Genomic DNA, 17,746 nt, shown 5'->3' with positions numbered 1-17,746 from the left:
CAGAAAGCAGAGAAGAACTCATGGCAATCCGTAAATACAAGCCGACTACACCGGGCCGTCGTGGCTCGAGTGTCTCGGACTTCGCCGAGATCACCCGGTCGACGCCGGAGAAGTCGCTGCTGCGCCCGCTCACCAAGTCCGGTGGTCGTAACGCGCACGGTCGCATCACCACGCGTCACCGCGGTGGCGGTCACAAGCGTGCCTACCGTGTCATCGACTTCCGTCGACTGGACAAGGACGGCATCCCGGCCAAGGTCGCGCACATCGAGTACGACCCCAACCGCACCGCCAACATCGCACTGCTGCACTTCGCCGACGGCGAGAAGCGCTACATCATCGCGCCGAAGGGCATCAAGCAGGGCAGCCCGATCGAGTCCGGCCCCACGGCCGACATCAAGCCGGGTAACAACCTGCCGCTGCGCAACATCCCGACCGGTACCACGATCCACAACGTGGAGCTGCGTCCGGGCGGCGGCGCCAAGATGGCCCGTGCCGCAGGCATGAGCATTCAGCTGCTCGGCAAGGAAGGGCCGTACGCGACCCTTCGTATGCCGTCGGGTGAAATCCGCCGTGTCGACGTGCGCTGCCGCGCCACCGTCGGCGAGGTCGGCAACGCCGAGCAGTCGAACATCAACTGGGGCAAGGCCGGCCGTATGCGCTGGAAGGGCCGTCGTCCTACCGTCCGTGGTGTCGTCATGAACCCGGTCGACCACCCGCACGGTGGTGGTGAGGGTAAGACCTCCGGTGGTCGCCACCCGGTCTCCCCGTGGGGCCAGCCTGAGGGCCGTACCCGCAAGCCCAACCGCCCGAGCGACAAGCTCATCGTCCGCCGTCGCAAGACCGGCAAGAAGCGCTAAAGGAGGAGGTAAGAAATGCCACGCAGCCTCAAGAAGGGCCCGTTCGTCGACGACCACCTCCTGAAGAAGGTGGACGTCCAGAACGAAAAAGGCACCAAGCAGGTCATCAAGACCTGGTCGCGTCGCTCGACCATCATCCCCGATTTCATCGGTCACACTTTCGCCGTCCACGACGGTCGCAAGCACGTCCCGGTGTTCGTCTCGGACAACATGGTCGGCCACAAGCTCGGTGAGTTCGCGCCGACCAGGACGTTCAAGAGCCACGTCAAGGACGACCGGAAGAGCAAGCGGCGATGACTGAAACCAACACCGAAACGGTTCAGAACCCGACTGCCCGCGCTACCGCTAAGCATGTGCGGGTCACCCCGATGAAGGCGCGTCGCGTCGTGGACATGGTCCGCGGCAAGCGTGTCGAGGACGCGCTGGCCATCCTGCGGTTCGCCCCGCAGGCCGCCAGCGAGCCGGTGGCCAAGGTCGTGGCTTCGGCTGCGGCGAACGCCGAGAACAACCTCGGCCTCAACCCGGCCACCCTGGTCATCTCGACTGCTTTCGTCGACGAGGGTGCCACCATGAAGCGTTTCCAGCCGCGGGCCCAGGGCCGCGCGTTCCGGATTCGCAAGCGCACGAGCCACATCACCATCGAGGTCGAGAGCGTGCCCACTGCCGGCGCTGCCACTCGTAGCCGCCGGAAGGGAGGGGCAAAGTAAATGGGACAGAAAATCAACCCCCATGGCTTCCGCCTCGGTATCACCACCGACTGGAAGTCGCGTTGGTACGCGGACAAGCAGTACGCGGAATACGTGAAGGAAGACGTTCAGATCCGCAAGCTCCTCGCCACTGGCATGGAGCGGGCCGGTATCTCGAAGGTCGAGATCGAGCGCACCCGTGATCGCGTCCGTGTGGATATCCACACCGCGCGTCCCGGCATCGTGATCGGTCGCCGTGGCGCGGAGGCCGATCGCATCCGCGCCGAGCTGGAGAAGCTCACCAAGAAGCAGGTTCAGCTGAACATCCTCGAGGTCAAGAACCCCGAGTCGGATGCGCAGCTGGTTGCTCAGGGTGTTGCCGAGCAGCTGTCCAACCGTGTGGCGTTCCGTCGTGCGATGCGTAAGGCCATCCAGTCGGCCATGCGTTCGCCGAACGTCAAGGGCATCCGTGTGCAGTGCTCGGGCCGCCTCGGTGGCGCCGAAATGTCGCGCTCGGAGTTCTACCGTGAAGGTCGCGTCCCGCTGCACACGCTGCGCGCGGACATCGACTACGGCCTTTACGAGGCCAAGACCACCTTCGGTCGCATCGGCGTGAAGGTCTGGATCTACAAGGGTGACATCGTCGGTGGTCGTCGTGAGGTGACCGCTGCCGCTGCCGCTGCTCCGGATCGCCAGCGTCGCGAGCGTCCGAGCCGCCCCCGTCGGTCCGGCGCCACTGGCACCACCGCGACCAGCACCGAGGTCGGTCGCGCCGCCACCGCAGTGGCGGAGGCTCCGGCAGAGAACAAGGAGGGCTGACGCATGCTGATGCCCCGTAGGGTCAAGCACCGCAAGCAGCACCACCCCAGCCGCTCCGGCATGTCCAAGGGCGGCACCGCGGTGGCGTTCGGTGACTACGGCATCCAGGCTCTCGAGCCTGCCTACGTCACCAACCGTCAGATCGAGTCGGCGCGTATCGCGATGACCCGCCACATCAAGCGTGGCGGCAAGATCTGGATCAACATCTACCCCGACCGCCCGCTCACCAAGAAGCCTGCCGAGACCCGCATGGGTTCCGGTAAGGGTTCGCCGGAGTGGTGGGTCGCGAACGTGAAGCCCGGTCGGGTCATGTTCGAGATGTCTTACCCCAACGAGGAGACCGCTCGCGAGGCCCTGCGCCGCGCGATGCACAAGCTCCCCATGAAGTGCAGGATCGTGACCAGGGAGGAGCAGTTCTGATGGCTACCGGAACACCGGCCGCAGAGCTCCGCGAGCTCAACGAAGAAGAGCTCGTGGCCAAACTGCGCGAGTCGAAGGAAGAGCTGTTCAACCTGCGCTTCCAGATGGCGACGGGTCAGCTCGACAACAACCGTCGTCTGCGCGTCGTCCGCCACGAGATCGCGCGCATTTACACGGTCATGCGTGAGCGCGAGCTCGGCCTGGCCACGGCGCCCGCGGGCAAGGGAGATGCGGCATGAGCGAGAAGAAGGAAGAGCGCGGCAGCCGCAAGGTTCGTAGCGGCTACGTCGTCTCGGACAAGATGAACAAGACGATCGTCGTCGAGCTGGAAGACCGTCACCGGCACCCGCTCTACGGCAAGATCATTCGCACCACCTCCAAGGTGAAGGCGCATGACGAGAACGAGATCGCCGGCGTCGGCGACCGCGTTCAGCTGATGGAGACCCGTCCGCTGTCGGCCACCAAGCGCTGGCGTCTGGTCGAGGTCCTGGAGAAGGCCAAGTAAGGTCCCTCCTCGATCCATCGAGATCGTTGCACGAAGGCCCGTTTCCCTCTGGGAAGCGGGCCTTCGTCGTTGCCAATCGGCGGCCGTGCCTTTGCTGGCTGGTCGATATCTATTGTTGCCACTGCAGTGGCGACTTGGGAGCGGATGGCGTCGGACCTGGTCGCTGCCAGTTTGGAGTCCGGCTGGAACGTGAGGAGAGCCGGTTGGGGGTCGTTCGACATAGCGGGCTGGCCAAAACCAGAATCTGCCGAGCCGTTTCGGCTCGAGCTCGATGAACGGCTCGGGTTTAGTGTCTCCTCCGAGTGGCGAGTACTTTTGTCCGACACATGGTTTGGCAAGGAGCCCCGCGACTGGTTGCGAGCTGACGGCGCATTGTGGGACGATGCGAATCGCGGTGCGATCTGGCGGGCTTTGTCGGGCGCAAGGAGCGCGCGCGACGCTGTTGCGCACCGATTGCCGCACAAGAAGGCAATGGACGCCCAGTTGCTGGGACACGATGGATCGCCAAGTCCGAAGATTCCTGCTGGAAACGCCCTTCTCGCGCATTGCGTGTGGGAGAGCGATAATCCTGGAAGGTCCGGTCTCGGTACGCCAACGGTCCAGCACGGGTACGCGCGCGGCGTAGTCGCCGAGCTAATGCAGATAGCTGACGATACTATCCGCGCTGTGCGCGAGCATCCCTCCTCGATCCATCGAGATCATTGCCACGAAGGCCCGTTTCCCTCTGGGAGGCGGACTTTTGTCGTCGGCATGGGTCGAGTGATACCTGGCTGATACCATCGGATCATGGCGATGACACTGCGTCTCAATGGGGACGACGACCGGCGGTTGACCGAGTTGGCCGAACGCCTGGGACGGAGCAAACAGGATCTGGCTCAAGAGGCCATTCACATGTATGTGACACGGCAAGCAGAGGCATTCGGGTCCTTGATCGACTCGATCATGGACGAGCACGCCGAGCTGATGCGACGGCTTGCGTGATCTACCTCGATCTCGCTGAGGTCGTTGCCATTGCCCGTGCGGTGAACAAGACGCCGCACGCGGTTCGCGATATCGGCCTGCTGGCAGGTGCTGTCGAGCGTCCGAAGGCGACTGTCTTCGGCCAGGAAGCCTATCCCGGGCTGTTCCTCAAGGCAGCGGCTCTGCTGCATTCGATCGCCCGGAATCACGCGCTGATCGACGGCAACAAACGCACTGCGTTCGTCGCATCTGTCGCGATGCTCCGATTGAACGGATACCGTGTTCGTCCCCTCCCCGACGAGCAGGAGGAGTTGATGAACCGTATCGCGACCGGCGATGCCGAGGTTGCCGAGATAGCGCAGAGCTTGGAGTCGTGGTCCGACGGGATCGGGTAACTCAGCCGGTGAAGGCGTAGGGGTGGCGGATCTTTCGGGCGAATTCGACGACGTTGGTGACGGTTTTGCCGGGGACGCCCACTTCGGCGCCGATGCTGCGGGCTGACCAGGATTGGTCGGTGAGTTCGAGGATTTCCTCGATTTGTTCGAGGGTCAGGCGCAGGGGGCTGTGGGTGGCGATGCGGCGGGCGAGGGCGCGGACCTCGGTGTCGTCGTAGTCGAACTCGTCGACAGGGTGGTCTTCGAGGAGGTCGTCCTCTGGGGCGGATTCCTGCGCGGTGAGCGGTTCGTCGGCATTCGAGGTGTCAGTTGGCAGTGCGACCGGCGCAGTGGGTTCGGGGTCTTCGGCGGACGTCTCGGTCGGTGCGACCGGCTCAGATGTTCGGGCCGACGGTTCGACCCGTGCGATCGACTCGGATTTGCGGGTAGACGGGGTGGCCGGTGCGACGGTCTCGGTGACCTCAGTGACCGGTGCGACGGGCTCGGTGACTGCGGTGGGCGACGCGACTGGCTTGGTTACCCGGGCGGGTTCGGTCTCGAGCAGCAGTTGCTCGGCGGGTTCCGTGGCGAGGGTGAGCTGTTCGGGCTCGTCGGCGGGGGCCGGTGAATTGTGTTGCGCTACCACCGGAGTGGGGGCAGCCGTGTCGCCGTTGTGGTCACGGGCGACGGTGCCGGCGTGCGCCGTCGCCTCGGGAACGGGGTCGGTGCCGGTCGCTTCGCCGGGAGTGGGCTGGGCGGCGGCGGTGACGGGTATTCGCCGCAACGAGGGGGTGGCGCCATTGGTGTCGCTGTGGCCGTTGCGGCGGTGGTCGGCGGCGGCCCGGTGGATGAGTTCGAGAGTGCCGGGGGCGGTCGACTTTTCGGTAGCAGGGCGGCGGGTGATGTGCGGGCGCTTGGGGTTCGGGCGCTCGCCCGGCGCGGCGTCGTCGGATCCGGCGATCGGATCGTCCTCGTCGCTACGCGGCGCTTCGATATCGGGTGCGGCGTCGTGCCCGGTATTGCCGCCGCGTGCGATGTCGCCATCGATAGCGGCTTCGTTGTCCAGACCGGCGTTGTCGAGCTCGGCGTTATCGACCTGCACGGCCTCATTGCTGTGTGTGGCGCGGTCGGCCTGCAGGGCATGGTGGTCGACCCGTGCGCTGTCGGCGGCCCGAGTATCGAGGGAGACGTCGACACCGTGTTGGGCGCGGACCTCGCGGACGGAATCCTCGCCGACGACCATCGCGACCGGCTCAGCACGGACGGAATCCTCGCCGACAACCGTCGCGACCGACTCGGCACGGACGGAATCATCTACGGGCCCGACCTCGTCGGAGACCGCTTCGGTGAGCGTCGCGGTGTCGACGGCGGACAAGCGTGCGCCATTGCCGATCGTCGACAGCGGGTCCGGCTGAGCCACAGCAGAATCCACCCGCTCGGAGGGGGAGTAGCTCCCCGGCAGCTCGACCGAGGCGCCCTCGATCAACATCGCGTACCGCGCCGAAACCCAGGCGTGCAACCAGATCACGACACCGACCATCACCGGCGCGATGGAGAACTCGGCCGCCCGCCCCCACGCACCGGAGGCAAGATGGGGCCCGGCGTTGAGGGCGACGGTGGTGCCGAGGAGGGCGAGTTCGAACACGATGACCTTGCCGCGTTCGAGTTCACGCCCCCAGCGGGCGGCGGTGGTCGCGGCGATCATGATGACGATGATCGGGATGGAGATCATCGCCTCGATGCCGAAACTGAGCCAGTACAGCGGGTCGCTCATGTCCCCGCTCGGCACGAGGTTGTGCTGCACATTCACCCCGGCCCACACCATGCCGAGCAGCACCACACCGATCAGCGCGCGCGAGGACCATTCGGCGCGCCGGTAGAGCTGCGCGAGCCGCGCGTCGGCACTCGATACGCGGCGCCGTGCGGCCAGGGCTTTGCGGTGCCAGCGGGCGTCGGCTTCGTCGGTACGCCGGATCAAAGCGCCGGTGCGACGGTCACGTTTGTCGGCGGCGAGTTCGTCAGCGACAGCGCGACGCCGCTGTTTACGGCGCTGGGCCCGGATCCATTCGGCGAGTTCGCGTTCGGCGCGGATCTCCGCTTCCGAGAGGGCGTCGTAGAGTGCCGTGTCGTGCTGTAGCGGCAGCTTGCCCCTGGCGGTGGCGACCTGCTTGGCGAGGGCCGTGATCTCGGTATCGGCAGGGTCGATCGACCGATCGTCGGACATCTCGCGCCTTCCGCGTCACTCGAACATATGGACTATCGAACATATGTGTGATTGCAGAGAGCGTAAACGCCGACCGTTCCCGGGTCAACGATCATGGTGTGGAATTGGAGCGGAGAAAGCTCTCAGGCCCCGGAATCGCCGTCGAGTAAACGCTTTTCGTACGTGGCTCGTGCGGACGAACCACTAACGGCCGCAAGCTGATTGGGAACAGTCCGCCGCAGTATCAGATCTCGGGCCCACTGGGGAAGCACTCCAGCCCATCGCAGCATCGGCCCGAGCGACCCCGGCACCGTCACCTCGAAGCGTGGCCGCTGGATCACCTCGACAACGGCCCGCGCCACATCGACGGGCTGCAACAGCGGCGCCGCCCCGGTGGACGTGCCCTTCGCGAGTTCGGTGTCGACGACCCCCGGCATGATCGCGCTCAACCGCACACCGCTGCCGCGCAGTTCCTCCCGCACCCCCGTCAGGTACCCGAGCACACCGTGTTTGGTCGCCGCGTAGGTCGCCTCCCCGGCGGGTGACACCTTCGATGCCACCGAGGCGATGGTGACGATATGTCCCCGCCCCCGTGCGCGCATGGCGGGCGCCGCCAGCCGCACACCCCGGATCACCCCGTGCAGATTCACCGCGAGCATCCGCGCGGTAGCACTGTCGGGTTCGTCGTCGAACGCCCCGACCCACATCACCCCGGCATTGTTGACCAGCACGTCGACCGGCCCGAGCAGCGCCTCGGTGACGGCGAGGAAGTCGTGGAACGACCGCTCCGAGGTCACATCGAGCTCGCACCCGTGCACGGTCCCCGGCAACTCGGCCGCCGCCGCCCGCGCCGCATCGCCGGACAGGTCCCCGATACACACCAAGGCCCCCGCGGCCCCGAGTTCCCGGGCGATCTCCCGCCCGATCCCGGCCGCCCCACCGGTCACCGCGACTACCAATCCGACAAGCGCACGTTTCACCGGACCGATGCTAGGCCAGTGCGGTGTGCCAGACGAGGGCTGCGGCGAGGGCGCCTGCTCCGTTGAGGGACCAGTGCAGGGCGATGGGGGCGAGGAGGCTGCCGCTGCGGCGGCGGAGCCAGGTGAAGACCACGCCCGCGGCGGCGGTGGCGGCGACCGCGAGGGTGATGCCGATGACCTGGCCCGCGAGGCCACCGCCGACGATGCCGGACAGGCCGGTATTGCTCGCGGTGAGGCCGAGGGAGGAGGCGATGTGCCAGAGGCCGAAGAGCAGCGAGCCCGCCGCGAACAGGCCGCGTACACCGAGCACCCGGTCGAGGGTGCCGTGCAGGACCCCGCGGAAGGCGAGTTCCTCGGGGATCACGGTCTGCAGCGGGATGACGATCATCGATGCGATCAGTGCGCCGGAGATCGTCGCGTACCGGTCGGCGAGGAAGAAGGGCCTGGTGATCGGCAGCAATGCCCCGATCGCGACGGCGGTGAGCACGATCCCCACCGCGCCGAGCGCGTAGACGGTGCCGCGGCGCCAATGCCTGGGTGACAGCCCGAGTTCGGTCCAGCCGAGCCCGCGTTTGCGCATCAGGGCGAGCAGCAGGAAGGCCGCGACGGGCACGGTGACGATATTGGCCCAGGCGGTGGTGAAGTGTGCGATCAGATTGGTTCCGGCGAGCACAACCACCACGACGGCGATATCGATATAGGCGTGCAGTCCGGGTCGGGGATCGGCGGAGACGGGCACCCGGTCGAGTGTACGGAATTATTACAGAAGGGAAACGGTCCGTGAGCTACTCGACAGCCGATCCGGACCAACCGGGCAAATCGTGCCACGCCTGCAGAGTTCGCCGCGATTCGAATCGCCGGGGCACGCGACTGATCGGGTCGGTGAATTCGAGGGTGGCCGCCAGTAATTGCAGTGGCCGCGTGTAGTCGTCGACGGATTTGTCGGTGACGACCGGATAGAAATCGTCGCCGAGGATCGGCACGCCGAGGCTGTTCATATGCAGCCGGAGTTGATGGGTGCGCCCGGTATGTGGCCGCAAGCGGTACCGGCCGAGCCCGTCGCGATGCTCGACGAGCTCCACGTGGGTCTCGGCATTGGGCACTCCGGGCACTTCCTGCGCGGCGAGCACATGCTTTTCCTTGATGATCCGGCTGCGCACGACCCTCGGCAGCTCCAACGCGGGATCGTAGGGCGCGATCGCCTCGTATTCCTTGCGCACGGTCCGGTGCCCGAACATCGTCTGATATGCCCCGCGCACGGCCGGATTCACCACGAACAGGATCAGTCCGGCGGTCACCCGGTCGAGGCGGTGCGCCGGGATCAGGTCGGGCAGGTCGAGTTCGCGCCGCAACCGAACCAGCGCGGTCTGCAGGATGTGCTGACCGCGCGGAATGGTCGCGAGAAAGTGCGGTTTGTCGACGACGAGGATGTCGTCGTCGCGGTGCACGATGCCGATCTCGAACGGCACCTCCTGCTCCACGGGCAGGTCACGATGAAACCAGACCGCACCGCCCGCGACGTACGGCGCGTCGGGCGCGAGCGGCCCGTCCAGGTCGACGATCTCGCCCGCGCGCAGCATCTCGTCGATGCGCGCCGGATCCACTCGCGGCAACCGCTCGACGAGGTGGTCGCGCACGGTCGCCCAGTGCCCGTCCTCCGGGAGCCGGAGCCGGGCCGGGTCGAGGCCGTGCCGCTTGGGCAGCGGCGGCTGCTGCCTGCGTCGCATACCGACAGTCTCGCCGCCGGACGACCCGGCCCCGCCACGGGCCCCCGGTTCAGACCGTGCGTCGGGCCAGACCCGGGTAGTCGAGGATCAACCCCGCATCGTCGTAGGACAGGGTGGCGCGGTAGTCGAAATCCGACGAGGTGTAGTCGAACCGTGGACCATCGTCGCCGTCGGTGGCCCGGCGGTAGTGCTGCGGCAGTCGCACCGTCTTCAGGTCGGCGGCGCGGATGTAGACCGCGGGTGCGTCGGCCGAGTCGCCGATGTCGAGTGCCAGCCTGCGCACCGGGAGCGAGTTGGTGAATACCGATGCCTCGAGGTCGACGTCGAGGCACCCGTCCAGTTCGGGTGCGGTTGCGCCGTCGACCTGCCAGCGTCCGAGCCCGTCGGATTGCACGGTGAGCGTGCGCCTGCCGTCGGGATAGCGTCCGGTGATCAACGCCGAACGGGTATGCCAGCTGCCGTCGAGCCGCAGCCGGTAGTCGATCACCCAGACGGCGCCGTCCTCGGTTCCGGTGGCGCACCCTTCGACGAGCACGCCACGATCACCGTCGCGGAAATACGTCACTTCGAAACCGGTTCGCGCCTGGTGCTGTATCCAGGCGGCCGATGGGGGCAGGTGAGTGAACACGAAGGGGGCATGCCCCGAAATTCGGGTATCAATCCTCAGCCGGCACGTTGATCCAGAACCATCAATTTCGCCTCGACGAGAATCTGGCGCGCACGCCGCCGCACCCGGCACAGGTCGACGCTGCATTCGAGGTGTATCTGCATGGCCCGATGCGCTTGTTCGGGTGTCATATTCCCGGGGTCGGTCCGGCAGTCCGCAATTGCCGAAATAATTGACGTGACAAACATTTTCGTACTCCCACCGCGTCGATGGATAACAAGGTAGGAGCAAATTACGCCCGATTCGGTGCGATATCGCCGGGGTTGACGGGCAGTTCACGCAACCTTCCCCACCCGGCCACAACCACTCAACTTAGGCTAACCTACATCGGCAGAGCTTGCTGTGGACAGGTCGAGAGGGCAGAACGTATGACGGTGCAGGTAGCGCCGCCGCCGGGGGTGGAGTCGGGCAACCGGCCGTCCAAGGCGGCCGCGAAAGCGCAGAAGCAACGAGAAGCGCAGGCGCGCAAGGACATCCTGGCCCCGGTGGCGGGCATGCTCACGGCGGCGAGCCTGATCGTCGCGGTGGCTTCGGTGTGCAGCGTCGTGCCGTTCGTGTTGATCGTCGAGGCGTGCCGCGAACTGCTCACCAGCCCGATCGACACCGACCGGGTGTGGTGGCTGTTCGGCGCGGCCGTCGCGGTGCTCGTCCTGCGGGCGCTGCTGCAGGCCGTCGCGCTCACCTGGTCGCACGCGGCCGACGCCGGTTACCAGCTCACCTTGCGCCGTCTGCTCGCGGCCAAACTCACCCGGGTGCCGCTCGGCTGGTTCGGCGAGCGCAGCTCCGGCGAGGTGAAGACCTATCTGCGCGACGATGTGGAGGCACTGCACTACCTGGTCGCGCACGCGCGGCTCGAGTTCGTCGGCGCGCTGGTGGTTCCGCTGGTCACCCTCGGGTACCTGTTCACCGTCGACTGGCGGCTCACCCTTGTGCTGCTGATCCCGCTGATCGCCTATTTCGTGCTGTTCGGCCGGATCATGGACCGTGACGGTCGCGACCGGCTCGCCGTCTACACCCGGTGGGAGCGGCGCACGGCCGAGGCCACCATCGAGTTCGTCGACGGCATCCAGGTGGTTCGTGCGTTCGGTCAGGCGGGCAAGGCGCACAGCGAGTTCCAGGCCGCCGTCGACGGTCAGGTGAATGCCGCGCACCGGATGAAGATGCCGATCATCCGGGTGCAGTCGGCCTCCGACATCGTCGTCACGCCGGTGTTCGTGATGCTCGTCGTCGTGCTCGCCGGGCTGGCGTTCGTCGGCGCGGGCTGGGTCGAGCCGCTCGACCTGCTGCCGTTCCTGCTGGTCGGGCTCGGTATCGGCAGTTCGCTGCTCGGTCTCGGTTACGGGTCGCAGGCGTTGCGGGCCGGTGGCGCCGCAGCGCTGCGGTTGCACGAACTGCGCCGGACGCCGGAACTCGAGATCGCCGAGTCGACCGGTGACGTGCCGGTCGAGCGCGGCGTGGTCCGCTTCGAAGGTGTCGAATTCGGTTACCGCACAGGGCACAACGTGTTGCGCGGCATCGATCTGGAACTGACGCCGGGCACCATCACCGCGCTGGTCGGCCCGAGCGGTTCGGGCAAATCCACCCTCGCCAAACTGCTGCCGCGTTTCTACGACGTCGGTGCCGGACGGATCACCATCGACGGACGCGATATCCGCGAGTTCAGCAGCGAAGCGCTGTATCGCACGGTCGGTTTCGTGTTCCAGGACGTCCGCCTGATCCGCGGTTCGATCCGCGAGAATCTGCTGCTCGCTCGCCCCGGCGCCGACGACGCGGCCATCGAACGGGCCGCCCGCGCCGCCCAGATCCACGACCGCATCGTCGCATTGCCGCGCGGATACGACTCCGAGATCGGTGACGACGCCACCTTGTCCGGCGGTGAGGCACAACGTCTTTCGATCGCCCGTGCGCTCTTGGCCGACACCCCCGTCCTCGTCCTCGACGAGGCGACCGCCTTCGCCGACCCGGAGTCGGAGGCCGCCGTGCAGGACGCGCTCGCCGCGCTGGTGGCGGGCCGCACCGTGCTCGTCATCGCGCACCGCCTGCACACCATCACCGGTGTCGACCGGATTCTGGTGCTGGACAACGGAACTCTCGTCGAACAGGGCACCCACGACGAACTGCGCTCCACGGGCGGGCTGTATCAGCGCCTGTGGGACATCAACGAGGCCGCGCTCGGCACGCTCGCCCTGGTGGAGGAAACACGATGATCCGCAAGGTTTTCCGCCTCGTCCCCGACGAGTTCGCCCCGCTCGTTCCGCGTCTGCTGGCCGCCATCGTGCTGCAGGCCGTGTGCCAGGCCATCGCGTACCTGCTGCTCGTTCCACTGCTCGAGGCCCTGTTCGGCGACGACCTGTCCGGCGCGTGGACGTGGGCACTCGGCATGACCGCGGCCGTGGTGGGCGTGGTTGTGTTCGGGTACCTGCAGGCCGTCATCGGTCTGCGCATCGGCCTTGGTATGCAGCGAGGGCTGCAGACCCGCCTCGGCGACAAGCTCAACGAACTGCCGCTCGGCTGGTTCGAAGGCCGTGAGGCAGGCCCGCTCTCGCGGGTGATGGTCGAGCAGGTGCGCGAGATGCAGGGCCTGATCGCCTATCTGCTCACCAAGGTGCTCACCGGTGTGATCGTTCCGGTGGTCGTCGCGCTCGGCATGTTGTTAATCGATTGGCGCATCGGTGTCGCGATGCTGCTGGCCGCGCCGGTGCTGTACCTGGTCAACGCGGTCGCCAACCGCGCCTACATCGGTGCCGACGCACGGCTGCACGAGGCGGCGGCCGAAGCCGATTCGCGGGTGGTCGAATTCGCGCAGGCCCAGCCGGTGCTCCGTGCGTTCGGCGCGGTCGGCACCGGCAACAAGGCGCTGGAGGCGGCGCTGGTCCGCCAGCGTGGCGCGGTGCTGAAGATGATGGTGGCCACGGTGCCCGGCCTGATCGTGTTCGCCCTGTTCGTGCAGGCGGTATTCCTCGTGCTCGCCTACCTCGCGGTGGTTCAGGTGACCGACGGCGCCATCTCGGCGGCCGCCGCCATCGCCCTGATCGCGGTGAGTTCGCGGTTCATCGAACCGGTGAACCAGGCCGCCCAGCTCGGCGCCGCGCTGCGGTCGGCCGCCTCGGCCGCCGACCGCATCACCGAACTGCTGGCCGAGCCGACCCTGCCGATGCCGACCGAGCCGGTCACACCCGGTGCGCCCGCCGTCGTCTTCGACAAGGTGAGCTTCGGCTACCGCCCCGGCGAACCCGTGCTCAGCGACCTGACCTTCACCGTCCCGGCGGGCACGACCACCGCCATCGTCGGGCCGAGCGGCGCGGGCAAGACCACCCTGCTTCGCCTGGCCGCCCGCTTCTACGACGTGGATTCCGGCGCTGTCTCGGTGGGCGAACACGATGTGCGCGAACAGCCTTCGAACACACTGCTCGATCAGCTCGCCCTGGTCTTCCAGAACGTCTACCTGTTCAACCGCTCGGTGGCCGACAACATCCGCATCGGCAAGCCCGACGCGAGCGAGGAAGAGGTGCTGCGCGCCGCCCGCGCCGCACGGGTCGACGAGATCGTCGACCGGCTGCCCGACGGCTTCGACACCATGGTCGGCGAGGGCGGTGCGTCGCTCTCGGGCGGTGAGCGTCAGCGGGTGTCGATCGCCCGCGCCTTGCTCAAGGATGCCCCGATCGTGCTGCTCGACGAGGCGACGAGCGCGCTCGACCCGCACAGCGAGGCCGTAGTGGTGCGCGGCATCCACGAACTGGCAAGGGACAAGACCGTTCTCGTGGTCGCGCACCGCTTGGCGACCATCGCCCACGCCGACCAGATCCTGTTCCTCGACGGCGGTCGCATCGTCGAACAGGGCACCCACGCAGAGCTGCTCGCGCTCGACGGCCGGTACGCCGCGTTCTGGAACGAGCGGGAGCGGGCGTCGGGCTGGCGGCTGGAGCCGGTACCCGCCTGAGAACGACGACGGGCGCGACGGGTGTTCCGTCGCGCCCGTCGCTGTCGGGATCAGAAGCCGCGCAGGTGATCCGGGGTGATGTGGATCGGGACGGAGTAGGCGGCGAAGAACTCGTCACGCGTCATCTCGATGTCGACGAAGCCCTTGGTGTATTTGCTCGCGAATTCGGCGAGGGCGTCGTCGCTCACCGGTTCACCGACTCGGGCCGAGCCGGTGAACACGGCCACCTCGCCACCGCTCGGGCTGCTGTTGAAATTCAGCGAGGCCCGCGGATTGCGCGCCAGGTGTTGCAGCCGCTTGGCCTTCGGCATCGTGTAGATCAGGAAAGTGTCCTCGCGCCACAGGAACCACACGGGGTTCGGCTGCGGGGTGCCGTCGGCACCGATGGTGGTGAGCCAGACGACGTGCTCGTCGGCCAGTCGTCCGGCGACCGTCGCGCCGAGCGGGGTACTGACGTCGAGAACGGACATGGGGACCTCCTCGGAGTAGGAGATCCCCAGTCTAGGACCGGCGCCCGTCGGGGCGCCGGGTCCTCACTTCCAGTACGCCTGGTACTTGATGGCGGTCTTGGGCAGAGCGTGGTGGGTCTTGAGGGTCTTCACGATCGAGCGGGTGGTGTGGCCGTCGCAGGCGACCCAGGCGAACGCGTCTGCGGGGCAGGTCATTTCGCTCGCGGCTTCGCGCAGCAGGCGGCCGTCGTCGATGCGCTGCACCCAGGTGACCGTGTGGTGCGGCTTGTTGTGCACGGGGATCGTCGTGTCGGATTCGTACTGCCATTCCAGCCATACTCGCGCGGGGGTGTCGCCGATGGCGTCCAGTAGCGAGTTGATAGCCGGGAGCGAGGCGGTGTCGCCGAAGACGACGTATTCGCTCGGGGTCTGCTCGGGCAGTTGGAAGTCGGAGCCGAGGACGCTGGCGTCGAGGGGGTCGCCGGGCTTGGCGCGGCGGGCCCAGTTGGCGGCGGGTCCGTCGTGCAGCGCGAAGTCGATGCAGACGGTGTCCTCGGCCGGGTTCTGGTTCACCAGGGTGTAGCCGCGGTGGTGCAGTTTGTCGCTGTGCTCGTCGGGAATCCACAGGCGGATCCACTGCGTGGGGTGCACCGGGTTGTCGGCCAGCAGCCCGCCCGCGGTGAAACTGATCCGCACGAATTTGTCCGTGATCTGCTCGTTGGCAGTCACCGTGAGGCGGTAGTCCGAGCCACCCCAAGCCTTGACCATCAGGCCGTTGAATCCCTTACCCATGAACGTTAGGTTAGCCTAACGACACTTACTTGTCTGCCCCCGGTGGAGAAATAAGGTAAGCCTATGCAACCATGGGCCGTGCTTGAGAGAGTGGAGAACGAACCGGTGCAAACCCTGCTTGTGGTCGGTGCGGGGCCGAAAGCCCTTGCGGTAGCGGCCAAATCGCATGTCCTGCGCTCACTCGGCCTGCCCGCGCCACGCGTGGTCGTCGTCGAGGCTCACGCGGTGGGCGGGAACTGGTTGCCCACCGGTGGCTGGACCGACGGGCAGCACCGGCTCGGCACCAGTCCCGAGAAGGACATCGGGTTCCCGTACCACTCCACCTGGGCCCGCGGTCGCAATCGCGAGATCGATCGGGCCATGTCGGCCTACAGCTGGACCTCGTTCCTCATCGAGCACGGCACCTACGCCGAGTGGATCGACCGTGGCAGGCCGAGCCCGCAGCACCACGTGTGGGCGAAATACCTGCAGTGGGTGGCCAAGTCGATCGACCTCGAGCTGGTGATCGGGCGCGTCGAGCAGATCCGCCACGACGACCGCTGGCAGGTGCGGGTCGTCGACGCCGACGGCGCGGCCACCGAGCTGAGCGCCGACGGCCTGATGATCACCGGCCCCGGCCGCAGCAGCCGCGCGCTGGCCGAACACCCGCGCGTGCTCAGCATCGCGACGTTCTGGGATCTGGCGGGCAAGCGCGGTCTGCCCGCCGCCTCGCGGGCCGCGGTGATCGGCGGCGGCGAGACCGCAGGCTCGGCGCTCGACGAACTCGTGCGCCACGAAATGCTCACCATCTCGGTGATCTCGCCCATGGCGACCATCTACACCCGTGGTGAAAGCTATTTCGAGAACTCGCTGTTCAGCGATCCGGTGAAGTGGAACGCGCTGAGCATCCAGGAGCGTCGCGACGTGATCCGGCGTACCGATCGCGGTGTGTTCTCGGTGCGTGTGCAGGAAAGCCTGCTCGGCGACAGCCGGGTCCACCACCTGCAGGGCCGGGTCACCAAGGTGGTGCCTGCCGGTGATTCGCTCGCGCTCACGCTGACCAACGAGCTGCGCGCCGATCAGGTGCACAACTTCGACCTCGTCGTCGACGCGACCGGTGGCCAGCCGCTGTGGTTCCTCGAGATGTTCGATCAGCAGACCGCCGATCAGCTGGAACTGGCGGTGGGCGGCCCGCTCACACAGAACCGCGTCGAATCGTCGATCGGCTACGACCTGGCCGTGAACGGGCTGGCGAGCAAGCTGTATCTGCCGAACATGGCCGCGATGGCGCAGGGTCCCGGCTTCCCCAATCTCAGCTGCCTCGGTGAGCTGTCCGACCGAGTGCTGCGCACGGTCCCGGCGCGCAGCCACGTTTCCGCAGCGCAAGCGGTCTCACGCTGACCCGTGCGGTGAGTTACCCACTGATCTCGCGAGAACATGGGTAACTCACCGGGAACGGGCGACCGTGGCCCTCGATCTCGTCTGGCCGCCAACGCGAATCGCGCCGCGCCTGGCCTAAATTCGCGGGGAGGCGGGAACAGGCAGGTCGGCCGGGGTGCGGGGAACCGCGTAGAGGAAGATGCGGCGGTCCGGGCGCACGTCGTACTCGCCGATTCGCTGCCAGCTCGCCTTGTCGAGGGTGCGCTCGATGGCCTTGTTCCGATGATCGGGATCGCCCATCATGCGCCGGCAGTCGGGGTTGGCCGCGAACACGGCCGCGGGCACGAGCGAGAACCAGGCGGTCATGATGCCCTTGCCCATCACCGCGGTCTCGGCGGTGGCGATATGGACGCCGACGTCACCGGGGTCGGCGTCGTAGAGCTTGCCGATCTCGTCCTTGGCGGCCCGGTAGAACTCGATGTAGGCGACGTCGACCATGCCCTTCTCGGGCTGGCCGATCACCGCGAAGTCGAGGCTGAGAATGCACGGGCGCGAATAGGTTCCGGCCAGCTGAGTGCGAAGGTTCTCGCGACGGCGCGCGGCGTCCCAGTCCTGTTCCCAGGACTCGAGCAGGTGCGGGCGGGCCATCCACTCTTCGAGCATGTCGGGGTCGGTACCGTCGGGATCGGCCATCCGCAGAGCGAAGGGCGCCTCGAACACCGGCAGGTTCGGCGCGGGGGTGGCGGCTACGTCGGCGGGCAGGTCTGTCTGCTCGCGGGGTAGCGCGGTGGGGGTCCCGGCGGGGTTCATCTGCTGGGTGCTCCATTCCATCGTTACCTTGGTCACCTCAATTGGTAAGGCTAGCCTATACTAATGGGTTGATGCTACTGTTGCCCGACCGATCGCCCGGTGGTTGCCGGAGCGCGCCCGGAGCTGGTTCGGGCTCGGCGGCAACAACATTCGCCCAGGTCCCGGACGACTGCGCCGGGTAGGCCCGTGTCCGGGCCC

General features: G+C 67.0%; 21 protein-coding genes. 12 read left to right on the top strand and 9 right to left on the bottom strand.

Features of this window, described 5'->3' with window-relative positions; translation table 11 throughout:
• Positions 1 to 20 precede the first annotated feature (20 nt).
• From rplB to AB0I19_RS11580, 9 genes are all read left to right on the top strand, one after another.
• On the top strand, positions 21 to 857 hold the full coding sequence (rplB, locus tag AB0I19_RS11620; RefSeq protein ID WP_067491152.1) for a 50S ribosomal protein L2: 837 nt from the start codon (positions 21 to 23) through the stop codon (positions 855 to 857).
• Positions 858 to 872: 15 nt separating this feature from the next.
• The gene (rpsS, locus tag AB0I19_RS11615) at positions 873 to 1,154 is read left to right on the top strand and encodes a 30S ribosomal protein S19 (protein WP_067491151.1); all 282 of its coding nucleotides are present in this window, start codon (positions 873 to 875) and stop codon (positions 1,152 to 1,154) included.
• Positions 1,151 to 1,564 (top strand): 50S ribosomal protein L22, encoded by a 414-nt coding sequence (gene rplV / locus AB0I19_RS11610; protein WP_067491149.1) that lies wholly within the window; start codon positions 1,151 to 1,153, stop codon positions 1,562 to 1,564. Before rpsS ends, rplV begins: the two co-directional genes overlap by 4 nt.
• Complete coding sequence (gene rpsC / locus AB0I19_RS11605) at positions 1,565 to 2,362, top strand: 30S ribosomal protein S3 (protein WP_067491148.1); 798 nt, start codon at positions 1,565 to 1,567, stop codon at positions 2,360 to 2,362.
• 3 nt (positions 2,363 to 2,365) lie between these two features.
• Positions 2,366 to 2,782, top strand: coding sequence for a 50S ribosomal protein L16 (gene rplP, locus AB0I19_RS11600; RefSeq protein WP_067491147.1), 417 nt, complete (start codon positions 2,366 to 2,368; stop codon positions 2,780 to 2,782).
• Positions 2,782 to 3,021 (top strand): 50S ribosomal protein L29, encoded by a 240-nt coding sequence (gene rpmC / locus AB0I19_RS11595; protein ID WP_019045024.1) that lies wholly within the window; start codon positions 2,782 to 2,784, stop codon positions 3,019 to 3,021. Before rplP ends, rpmC begins: the two co-directional genes overlap by 1 nt.
• Positions 3,018 to 3,287, top strand: coding sequence for a 30S ribosomal protein S17 (rpsQ, locus tag AB0I19_RS11590; RefSeq protein WP_067491145.1), 270 nt, complete (start codon positions 3,018 to 3,020; stop codon positions 3,285 to 3,287). The genes rpmC and rpsQ overlap by 4 nt, the downstream gene beginning before the upstream one ends.
• Before the next feature lie 786 nt (positions 3,288 to 4,073).
• Positions 4,074 to 4,268, top strand: coding sequence for a ribbon-helix-helix protein, CopG family (locus AB0I19_RS11585; protein WP_357147433.1), 195 nt, complete (start codon positions 4,074 to 4,076; stop codon positions 4,266 to 4,268).
• Positions 4,265 to 4,642 (top strand): type II toxin-antitoxin system death-on-curing family toxin, encoded by a 378-nt coding sequence (locus AB0I19_RS11580; protein ID WP_357147430.1) that lies wholly within the window; start codon positions 4,265 to 4,267, stop codon positions 4,640 to 4,642. Before AB0I19_RS11585 ends, AB0I19_RS11580 begins: the two co-directional genes overlap by 4 nt.
• Before the next feature lies 1 nt (position 4,643).
• Here AB0I19_RS11580 and AB0I19_RS11575 read toward each other — a convergent pair whose 3' ends face one another.
• From AB0I19_RS11575 to AB0I19_RS11550, 6 genes are all read right to left on the bottom strand, one after another.
• The gene (locus AB0I19_RS11575) at positions 4,644 to 6,845 is read right to left on the bottom strand and encodes a hypothetical protein (protein ID WP_357147427.1); all 2,202 of its coding nucleotides are present in this window, start codon (positions 6,843 to 6,845) and stop codon (positions 4,644 to 4,646) included.
• A gap of 122 nt (positions 6,846 to 6,967) precedes the next feature.
• On the bottom strand, positions 6,968 to 7,804 hold the full coding sequence (locus AB0I19_RS11570; RefSeq protein ID WP_357147424.1) for an SDR family oxidoreductase: 837 nt from the start codon (positions 7,802 to 7,804) through the stop codon (positions 6,968 to 6,970).
• Between the two features lie 10 nt (positions 7,805 to 7,814).
• The gene (locus AB0I19_RS11565) at positions 7,815 to 8,543 is read right to left on the bottom strand and encodes a CPBP family intramembrane glutamic endopeptidase (RefSeq protein WP_357147422.1); all 729 of its coding nucleotides are present in this window, start codon (positions 8,541 to 8,543) and stop codon (positions 7,815 to 7,817) included.
• Between the two features lie 46 nt (positions 8,544 to 8,589).
• Complete coding sequence (locus AB0I19_RS11560; RefSeq protein WP_357147419.1) at positions 8,590 to 9,531, bottom strand: RluA family pseudouridine synthase; 942 nt, start codon at positions 9,529 to 9,531, stop codon at positions 8,590 to 8,592.
• A 49-nt stretch (positions 9,532 to 9,580) separates the two neighbouring features.
• Positions 9,581 to 10,159, bottom strand: coding sequence for a putative glycolipid-binding domain-containing protein (locus AB0I19_RS11555; protein WP_357147416.1), 579 nt, complete (start codon positions 10,157 to 10,159; stop codon positions 9,581 to 9,583).
• Between the two features lie 35 nt (positions 10,160 to 10,194).
• Positions 10,195 to 10,386, bottom strand: coding sequence for a hypothetical protein (locus tag AB0I19_RS11550; RefSeq protein WP_067491136.1), 192 nt, complete (start codon positions 10,384 to 10,386; stop codon positions 10,195 to 10,197).
• A gap of 180 nt (positions 10,387 to 10,566) precedes the next feature.
• On the opposite strand from AB0I19_RS11550, the gene AB0I19_RS11545 reads away from it, so the two are divergent.
• Both AB0I19_RS11545 and AB0I19_RS11540 read left to right on the top strand, forming a co-directional pair.
• Entirely contained in the window at positions 10,567 to 12,405 is a 1,839-nt protein-coding gene (locus tag AB0I19_RS11545) for an ABC transporter ATP-binding protein (protein WP_357147414.1), read from the top strand.
• Entirely contained in the window at positions 12,402 to 14,138 is a 1,737-nt protein-coding gene (locus AB0I19_RS11540) for an ABC transporter ATP-binding protein (protein ID WP_357147411.1), read from the top strand. Before AB0I19_RS11545 ends, AB0I19_RS11540 begins: the two co-directional genes overlap by 4 nt.
• Before the next feature lie 50 nt (positions 14,139 to 14,188).
• Here the strand turns inward: AB0I19_RS11540 and AB0I19_RS11535 are convergent, their stop codons facing one another.
• Both AB0I19_RS11535 and AB0I19_RS11530 read right to left on the bottom strand, forming a co-directional pair.
• Positions 14,189 to 14,608, bottom strand: coding sequence for a TIGR03667 family PPOX class F420-dependent oxidoreductase (locus tag AB0I19_RS11535; protein WP_357147408.1), 420 nt, complete (start codon positions 14,606 to 14,608; stop codon positions 14,189 to 14,191).
• A gap of 63 nt (positions 14,609 to 14,671) precedes the next feature.
• Positions 14,672 to 15,379: a siderophore-interacting protein gene (locus tag AB0I19_RS11530; protein WP_357147406.1), complete on the bottom strand. Its 708-nt coding sequence runs from the start codon at positions 15,377 to 15,379 to the stop codon at positions 14,672 to 14,674.
• Positions 15,380 to 15,484: 105 nt separating this feature from the next.
• Here AB0I19_RS11530 and AB0I19_RS11525 point away from each other — a divergent pair, with 105 nt between their 5' ends.
• The gene (locus AB0I19_RS11525; protein ID WP_357147736.1) at positions 15,485 to 16,759 is read left to right on the top strand and encodes a SidA/IucD/PvdA family monooxygenase; all 1,275 of its coding nucleotides are present in this window, start codon (positions 15,485 to 15,487) and stop codon (positions 16,757 to 16,759) included.
• Positions 16,760 to 16,873: 114 nt separating this feature from the next.
• On the opposite strand, the gene AB0I19_RS11520 is transcribed toward AB0I19_RS11525, so the two are convergent.
• Positions 16,874 to 17,548 (bottom strand): GNAT family N-acetyltransferase, encoded by a 675-nt coding sequence (locus AB0I19_RS11520; protein ID WP_357147733.1) that lies wholly within the window; start codon positions 17,546 to 17,548, stop codon positions 16,874 to 16,876.
• Positions 17,549 to 17,746: the final 198 nt, after the last annotated feature.

Source organism: Nocardia sp. NPDC050413, assembly GCF_040655475.1.
Classification (GTDB): domain Bacteria; phylum Actinomycetota; class Actinomycetes; order Mycobacteriales; family Mycobacteriaceae; genus Nocardia; species Nocardia coubleae.
Note: the sequence above shows the minus strand (reverse complement) of the source record. Positions and strands in the feature narration are given on the sequence as shown.

Bases quoted from the DNA above. Each gene is read 5' to 3' on its own strand.
- AB0I19_RS11540 (WP_357147411.1), top strand. From the start codon at position 12,402: ATGATCCGCAAGGTTTTCCGCCTCGTCCCCGACGAGTTCGCCCCGCTC.
- rplP (WP_067491147.1), top strand. From the start codon at position 2,366: ATGCTGATGCCCCGTAGGGTCAAGCACCGCAAGCAGCACCACCCCAGC.
- rpsS (WP_067491151.1), top strand. From the start codon at position 873: ATGCCACGCAGCCTCAAGAAGGGCCCGTTCGTCGACGACCACCTCCTG.
- rplV (WP_067491149.1), top strand. From the start codon at position 1,151: ATGACTGAAACCAACACCGAAACGGTTCAGAACCCGACTGCCCGCGCT.
- AB0I19_RS11545 (WP_357147414.1), top strand. From the start codon at position 10,567: ATGACGGTGCAGGTAGCGCCGCCGCCGGGGGTGGAGTCGGGCAACCGG.
- AB0I19_RS11585 (WP_357147433.1), top strand. From the start codon at position 4,074: ATGGCGATGACACTGCGTCTCAATGGGGACGACGACCGGCGGTTGACC.
- AB0I19_RS11575 (WP_357147427.1), bottom strand. From the start codon at position 6,845: ATGTCCGACGATCGGTCGATCGACCCTGCCGATACCGAGATCACGGCC.
- rpsQ (WP_067491145.1), top strand. From the start codon at position 3,018: ATGAGCGAGAAGAAGGAAGAGCGCGGCAGCCGCAAGGTTCGTAGCGGC.
- AB0I19_RS11530 (WP_357147406.1), bottom strand. From the start codon at position 15,379: ATGGGTAAGGGATTCAACGGCCTGATGGTCAAGGCTTGGGGTGGCTCG.
- rpmC (WP_019045024.1), top strand. From the start codon at position 2,782: ATGGCTACCGGAACACCGGCCGCAGAGCTCCGCGAGCTCAACGAAGAA.
- AB0I19_RS11550 (WP_067491136.1), bottom strand. From the start codon at position 10,386: ATGTTTGTCACGTCAATTATTTCGGCAATTGCGGACTGCCGGACCGAC.
- AB0I19_RS11535 (WP_357147408.1), bottom strand. From the start codon at position 14,608: ATGTCCGTTCTCGACGTCAGTACCCCGCTCGGCGCGACGGTCGCCGGA.
- rpsC (WP_067491148.1), top strand. From the start codon at position 1,565: ATGGGACAGAAAATCAACCCCCATGGCTTCCGCCTCGGTATCACCACC.
- AB0I19_RS11560 (WP_357147419.1), bottom strand. From the start codon at position 9,531: ATGCGACGCAGGCAGCAGCCGCCGCTGCCCAAGCGGCACGGCCTCGAC.
- AB0I19_RS11520 (WP_357147733.1), bottom strand. From the start codon at position 17,548: ATGAACCCCGCCGGGACCCCCACCGCGCTACCCCGCGAGCAGACAGAC.
- rplB (WP_067491152.1), top strand. From the start codon at position 21: ATGGCAATCCGTAAATACAAGCCGACTACACCGGGCCGTCGTGGCTCG.